Source organism: Streptomyces hainanensis, assembly GCF_004348415.1.
In the GTDB taxonomy this organism is placed as follows: domain Bacteria; phylum Actinomycetota; class Actinomycetes; order Streptomycetales; family Streptomycetaceae; genus Streptomyces; species Streptomyces hainanensis.
In genome coordinates, this window is record NZ_SMKI01000451.1 from 1 (window position 1) to 6269 (window position 6269).

Below are 6269 nucleotides of genomic sequence, written 5' to 3' on the forward strand. Positions count from 1 at the left end.
CCGGGTCCCAGCCGCGTTGCAGGGCGTGGCTGCCCAGCACCATCAGGCGCGGGATGTGGTGGGTCCAGCCCGTGTCGCGGACCTGGGCCAGGACGGTGGCGAGGCAGTTGGCCGTCACGGCGTCGGCCGGGTCCCAAGGGGGGATCGGCGAGCCGTGGATGCGTGGACGTGGGGGCGGTAGGAATGACGGAGCATCAAGGAAGGGAAACGCATGGTGATCGATCGGACCGGGCTCGCGGAGTTCCTGCGGCGCCGCCGGGAGTCGCTGCAACCCGAGGACGTCGGCCTGCCCCGGGGACACCGCCGCCGGACCGACGGGCTGCGGCGCGAGGAGGTGGCGACGCTCTGCCACATGTCCACCGACTACTACGCGCGCCTCGAACGCGAACGCGGCCCCCGCCCGTCCGAGCAGATGATCGCCTCCATCGCGCAGGGCCTGCACCTCTCCCTCGACGAACGCGACCACCTCTTCCGCCTCGCCGGACACAACCCGCCCGCCCGGGGCGCCGTCAGCGACCACATCAGCCCCGGCCTGCTCCGCATCCTGGACCGCCTGCACGACACCCCCGCCGAGATCGTCACCGAACTCGGCGAGACCCTGCGCCAGACCGCGCTCGGCGTCGCGCTCACCGGCGACACCACCGGCTACACCGGCCCGGCCCGCAGCATCGGCTACCGCTGGTTCACCGACCTGGAGACCCGGCGGCTCTACGCACCCGAGGACCATGCCTTCCTCACCCGCATGTTCGCCTCCGGCCTACGCCGGATACTCACCCTGCGCGGCCCCGGCTCCCGTGCGGCCCACCTCGCCGACCTCCTCCTCGCCGACAACGAGGAGTTCCGCGCGGTGTGGAGCGACCACGAGATCGGCGTCCGCCCCGACGACGTCAAACGCTTCGTCCACCCCGAACTCGGCCCGCTCGAACTGAACTGCCAACAGCTGCTCGACCCGGTCCAGGGCCACTCGCTCCTCGTCTACACCGCGGTCCCCGGCAGCGAGAGCCACGAGAAACTCCACCTGCTCTCCGTCGTCGGGTCCCAGCCGCCGCGCTGAGGCGGTGACCTGTCCGGTGGGCTCGGCCGCGCGTTGATCACCGCCGCGCTCACCGCCACGGCGGCCGCACGGGTCAGGCGGCGAGCAGCCCCTTCACCAGGGTGGTCACCCCTCCGGTGAGCGCGAGCGACAGAACCAGGTGCCTGGCGCGCCGCTCCGGCACCCGCTCGGTGAGGGCCCGGCCCAGGACCGAGCCCACCGCCAGGGCGGCCCCGGCCAGCCACCACACGCGACCGCCGCCGAGCTCGGGGAGACCGTTCGCGGCCACCGAGAACACGTTGACGACGATCCCGTAGAACTGCGCGTTCGGCACGAACTCGCGCACCGACCAGCCCGCGTTCATCGCGTACAGGGAGACCGGCGGGCCGCCCACGCCCGCCGACGCGTTCATGAACCCGCCCGCGGCGCCCGCGGTCAACGCCCCGCCGACGCCGCCCAGAGCCGGCGCCCGGGTGCCCCACATCACGAGCAGGACCGCCAGCGTCACCAGGCAGCCCAGCCCGGCGAGTACGAGCGGCTCGGGCAGGTTGCCGGCCACCCACACCCCCGCCGGGACGGTGCACGCCGACGCGACCACCAGGGGGACCATCGCCCCCAACCGCACCCGACGCCAGCCGCCCGCGAGTCCGACCAGACAGATGACGCCCGCCACGCAGTTGGCCAGCGCCACCCCGTCGCCCGGGCCGAGCAGCAGGACCAGAACGGGCGCCGCGACCAGCGCGAAGCCCATCCCCGTCATCCACTGGACGAGCGCCCCCAGCGTGACGGCGCCGAACAGCACCAGTTGGGCGGTGCCGCTCACGCGACGCCCGACGGCACGGCGGGACACCGAAGCGACACCATCGACGCCCACCCCCGTCCCACCCGGAAACCGTCATCCCCTGCGAGTGATCATATTCCCGGCGGGGTTCGAGGCCGCGGCCGCGGCCCGCTCGATCGCGCTGGCGAGGATGTCGAGGCCGGCGTGCAGCTCGTCCTCGGTCACGGTGAGCGGCGGGGCGATGCGGAAGATGCCGCCCATGCCGGGGAGTTGGACGATGTTGAGGTGCAGTCCGCGGGCGAGGCAGTCGTGGGTGATCCGCTGCCCGATCTCGTCGGCCGGGGTCCTGCTCTCCCGGTCGGTGACGAGTTCGAGCCCCTGGAGCAGGCCGCGGCCCCTGACGTCGCCGACGATGTCGTAGCGGTCACGCAACTCCCCCAGACGTGCGGAGAGTTGTTCGCCGAGCGCCGCGGCGCGGGCGACCAGTCCCTCGCGCTGGATCACGGAGAGGACCGTCGCGCCGACGGTGGCGGCGAGCGGGTCGGAGACATGGGTGGTGAAGAAGAGGAAGCCACGCTCGTGGCAGACACTCTCGACGCGCTCGCCCGTGAGCACGGCGGCCACCGGCAGGCCGGCACCGAGGGTCTTGGAGAGCGTCAGCAGGTCGGGGACGACGCCGTCGCGTTCGAAGGCGTACATGGTCCCGGTCCTGCCGAGGCCGGTCTGGGCCTCGTCGAGGATCAGCAGCATCCCGCGCTCGTCGCAGAGCTCCCGGAGGCGGGCGAGGTAGCCGGGTGGCAGCTCGATGATCCCGCCGGAGGAGAGGATCGGCTCCACCAGGCAGGCGGCGAGGCTGCCGGAGGACTGCCGGTCGACCATCGCGAAGCCGTACTCCAGCTCCGCCCGCCAGTCGTGCGACCCGTCGGCGGCCCGGAACGGCGAGCGGTAGGCGTTGGGCGTCGGCAGCGTGAAGTTGCCAGGGGTGGGCGGGCCGTAGCCGCGGCGCCCGGCGGAGAACGTCGCCGAGGCCGCGCCGTGGCTCATGCCGTGCCAGGAGCGGTCGAACGACACGATCTCGTAGCGGCCGGTGTACAGCTTGGCGAGCTTGATCGCCGCCTCGTTGGACTCGGCGCCGGTGCTCAGCAGCAGCGTCTTGCCCAGTTCGGGCGGGAGGGTGGCGGCGAGCGCCCCGGCGAGGTCGAGGACCGGGCGGCTGAGCATGCCGCTGTAGAGGTGGTCCAGGGTGCCGATCGCCGTGGAGACCGCCGACACGATGTCGGGGTGGGCGTGGCCCAGAACGGAACTCATCTGGCCCGAGGTGAAGTCGAGGATCGGCTGGCCCGCCGTGTCGTACACGTGCGCGCCGGCGGCGCGTTCGATGACGCGGGGACTGAAGGTCGTGCCGTAGCGGATCAGCAGGCGGTCGGCGTCTTCCCAGAATCGCGTGTCCACGGTCACCACCATCGCCCCCGCGACCGTCCGCAACAAGCGGTAAAAACCGCCGGACCGTTCGGCGTCGGCTTACGGTTGCGCCCATGCTCACCACGCACCGGCTGGCGGTCCTCAGGGCGGTCGTCGAGGCCGGCTCCCTCAGCGCCGCCGCGCGGAACCTCAGCTACTCGGCCGCGACGATCAGCCAGCACATGGCGGCGCTCGCCAGGGAGACGGGGCTCACGCTCTTCGAGAAGGACGGGCGGGGCGTCGCACCGACCGCCGCCGCGCTCCAACTGGCGGAGGAGGCGGGGCCGTTGCTCGCCGATCTCGCGCGTCTCGAACGCACCGTCGCCGACCTGCGGGCCGGCCAGGCCGAGCGGTTGGCGATCGCCTGCTTCGCCTCGGCGGCGGAGCGGCTGATCCCGGAGGTGGTCCGTGCCGTCCGCGCGGAACGGCCGAACATCACGGTCGAGGTCAGCCTGAACGAGCCGGTCGACGGGCGGGGTCGGCGCCGGGCCGACCTCGACATCCGCACCGAGCCGGTGGGCGGCGCCGGGATCCGCCTCGACGGCTACCGGCGCCACGACCTGCTCACCGAGGAGTTGCTCGCGGTGCTGCCCGCCGACCACCCGCTGGCGGGCGCCCGCTCGATCCCGCTCGGCCGGCTGCGGACCGAGCCCTGGATCGACCACGACATCTACGACAGCCCGATCGGGGGGATCATCCGCAACGCCTGCGGCGCCGCCGGCTTCGCGCCCCGCCACGTCGCGCGGCTCGACGACCACCACGCGGCGCTCAGCCTCGTCGGCGCCGGCATCGGCATCACCGTCCTGCCCCGGCTCGCCGTCACCGACCTGCCCGACACCCTGGTGGCCAGGCCCCTCACCGACCCGGCGGTCGGCAGGCGCGTCGTGCTGCACGCCCGCCGGCACCCGCACCGCGACCCGCTCGTCGCGGCGGCCGCCGCGCACCTGCGCCACGCGGCCGACCGTTGGCGGCGGGACGTGGCGCCGAACTCCCCGGAGACCGGGCACGAGCCGTAGGTGCGCGGCGGGCGCGGGGCGACTCGGCCGCGGTCGTTCAGAGGTGCAGCGCGGCGGTGACGACGAAGCCGCCGAGGGCGACGCACCACACGTAGGGCAGCGTCCTGACCATCACCTGTTGGGGGCTGACGCCGGAGTACTGGGCACTCCACACCGTCTGGGTGCTGGTGGGGTCGGCGACGCCGAACACCTGGTTGTAGGAGGCGGTCAGGCCGAGCACCGCCACGGCCGGGTAGATCCCCGCCGCGATCAGCACGCCGGCGATGCCGGCGCCGAGGCCGTAGACGTTCAACGGCCCCCGGTAGAGGCAGAGCGGCACCAGCGCGGTGAAGACCAGCACGAACAGCACGGGGTTCTGCGGGCTGACGGCCTCGACCAGCGGTTCGAGGGCCGCGACGGCGTCGGGCAGTTGCACCGCGGCCAGCAGCACGCCGATCGCCACGAAGAGCGCGATGGGCGCGGCCGCCACCTCGAAGCCGGCGTACAGGGTGCGCAGGAGGCGGGTGTTCATGTCGCGCGGTCGGGTGGTGGTGACCAGCGCGAAGAGCACGCCCGCCAGCAGCGAGGGGATGATCGCGACCTCGAAGCCCAGGGCGAGCACCAGGGGGACCGCCGGGGTGAACAGCGCGTACCAGGGCGCGTCGCCGAGGCGTTCGCGCCGTGAGGGGCGCCGGTCCCGGCGGGCGTCGAACGTGCGGAGCGACCAGGTGTGTTCCACGCCCCGGCGCCGGGTCTCCACCAGCACGAAGAGGACGGCGAAGAAGGCGGCGAAGGGGAACAGCCGCATCATGAAGGTCCGCACCGTGTCGACCGGCAGGTCGAGCGCGGTGGAGAAGAACTGCCAGATCGGCAGTTCGAAGGGCATGCCGGCGGCGATTCCCATGAGGATGGTCCCGGCGGCGGTCACCTTGGGCACGCCGACCGCGATCATCGCGGGGATCCCGATGATGCCGGCGAGCATCGCGGCGGGTGCGGAGCCGGTGACGGTGCCGACGAGGGCGGAGATCGCGAGGACGCCGAGGGCGACCACGGTGGGCCGGTCCCCGCCGAACTCCACGATCTTGCGGACCAGGGTGCCCGCGATGCCCGTCTCGTCCAGCAGCTTGCCGAGCCAGGAGCCGAGCAGGATGGCGATCATGGTGGCCGCGAGCTTGGCCGCCCCCTCCTGGAGGACGGTGTCGAAGACGCTGGCCTCGCCGGTCAGCGGCGCCCCCACCACCAGGGCGACGGCGACCCCGAGCAGGACCAGGGCGAACGCCGTGGGCAGCTTGCGGGTCAGCATCAGCACGACGCCGGCCAGCATGATCAGCAGGATGACGATTCCCATGGGTTCTCAGTCCTCTCGCAGGGCGGCGACCGCGCGGGCCAGCGCGGCGGTCACCAGCAGCGGGCCTCTGCCGAGGCCGAGCGCGGCCCCGGCGTAGGCGTGCGCGGCGATCTCGTCGGCGCCCGCCACGTGGCCGAGCAGCCGCCACCGGCCCAGGCGCAGCACCGGGTGGTCGAGGGCGGTCCGCAGTCGGCGTTTCGCGGCGGGGTCGTGGAGCCGGTGGTGGCCGGCCTCGTGGGCGAGCGCGGCGGCGCGGACGGTCCCCTCGGGGTACCGGTCGCGCCAGCCGAGCAGTTCGATCAGTTCCTCGGCCAACGCCACGGTGTCCGTGAAGAGTTCGACGGACGGCTCGGGCCGGGAGCGGTAGCGGGCGAGGAGCGGCGGGTCCTCGTCGAGGCCGCCGGAGCGCTCCACGACGCGGGGCTCACCGGCGTCCGGCGGCTCGGCGGCCAGGGCGGCGCCGAACCGGGAGGCCGCGACGGCCCAGCGGCGCAGGGTCTCCTCGTCGCGGCCCTCGTGGGTCGGCGTCCCGGCCAGCAGGGCGACGGCGAACGCGGAGTCGTCCCGTTCGGCGAGGGCGGCGCAGTCGGCGCGCAGCCGCGCCAGGCGGGCGGGGCCGAGGCGGTCCGCGAGTGGCCGGCCCGTCGGGGC

6 protein-coding genes and 1 pseudogene are annotated in these 6269 nt (G+C 73.8%); 2 read left to right on the forward strand and 5 right to left on the reverse strand.

Going from position 1 to position 6269, the window contains the following annotated elements; genetic code table 11:
* Positions 1 to 157 (reverse strand): annotated as a pseudogene (locus tag E1283_RS40040) (cryptochrome/photolyase family protein); the annotation flags it as partial.
* 54 nt (positions 158 to 211) lie between these two features.
* Between E1283_RS40040 and E1283_RS29770 the strand changes: the two are divergent.
* Complete coding sequence (locus E1283_RS29770; protein ID WP_207930574.1) at positions 212 to 1054, forward strand: helix-turn-helix transcriptional regulator; 843 nt, start codon at positions 212 to 214, stop codon at positions 1052 to 1054.
* Positions 1055 to 1127: 73 nt separating this feature from the next.
* Here the strand turns inward: E1283_RS29770 and E1283_RS29775 are convergent, their stop codons facing one another.
* Together E1283_RS29775 and E1283_RS29780 are read right to left on the reverse strand one after the other, a co-directional pair.
* Positions 1128 to 1856, reverse strand: coding sequence for a sulfite exporter TauE/SafE family protein (locus tag E1283_RS29775; protein ID WP_279571302.1), 729 nt, complete (start codon positions 1854 to 1856; stop codon positions 1128 to 1130).
* A gap of 72 nt (positions 1857 to 1928) precedes the next feature.
* Entirely contained in the window at positions 1929 to 3278 is a 1350-nt protein-coding gene (locus tag E1283_RS29780; protein ID WP_207930575.1) for an aspartate aminotransferase family protein, read from the reverse strand.
* A gap of 71 nt (positions 3279 to 3349) precedes the next feature.
* Here E1283_RS29780 and E1283_RS29785 point away from each other — a divergent pair, with 71 nt between their 5' ends.
* Positions 3350 to 4291, forward strand: a complete 942-nt coding sequence (locus E1283_RS29785) for a LysR family transcriptional regulator (RefSeq protein WP_132821273.1) — start codon at positions 3350 to 3352, stop codon at positions 4289 to 4291.
* Positions 4292 to 4328: 37 nt separating this feature from the next.
* Here the strand turns inward: E1283_RS29785 and E1283_RS29790 are convergent, their stop codons facing one another.
* Both E1283_RS29790 and E1283_RS29795 read right to left on the reverse strand, forming a co-directional pair.
* Positions 4329 to 5618: a TRAP transporter large permease subunit gene (locus tag E1283_RS29790; RefSeq protein ID WP_132821274.1), complete on the reverse strand. Its 1290-nt coding sequence runs from the start codon at positions 5616 to 5618 to the stop codon at positions 4329 to 4331.
* A 6-nt stretch (positions 5619 to 5624) separates the two neighbouring features.
* Positions 5625 to 6224: a hypothetical protein gene (locus E1283_RS29795; RefSeq protein ID WP_132821276.1), complete on the reverse strand. Its 600-nt coding sequence runs from the start codon at positions 6222 to 6224 to the stop codon at positions 5625 to 5627.
* Positions 6225 to 6269 lie beyond the last annotated feature (45 nt).

What these genes read in the sequence shown, in the direction of transcription:
- E1283_RS29770 (WP_207930574.1), top strand. Translation starts at nt 212, where the DNA reads ATGGTGATCGATCGGACCGGGCTCGCGGAGTTCCTGCGGCGCCGCCGG.
- E1283_RS29780 (WP_207930575.1), bottom strand. Translation starts at nt 3,278, where the DNA reads ATGGTGGTGACCGTGGACACGCGATTCTGGGAAGACGCCGACCGCCTG.
- E1283_RS29785 (WP_132821273.1), top strand. Translation starts at nt 3,350, where the DNA reads ATGCTCACCACGCACCGGCTGGCGGTCCTCAGGGCGGTCGTCGAGGCC.
- E1283_RS29790 (WP_132821274.1), bottom strand. Translation starts at nt 5,618, where the DNA reads ATGGGAATCGTCATCCTGCTGATCATGCTGGCCGGCGTCGTGCTGATG.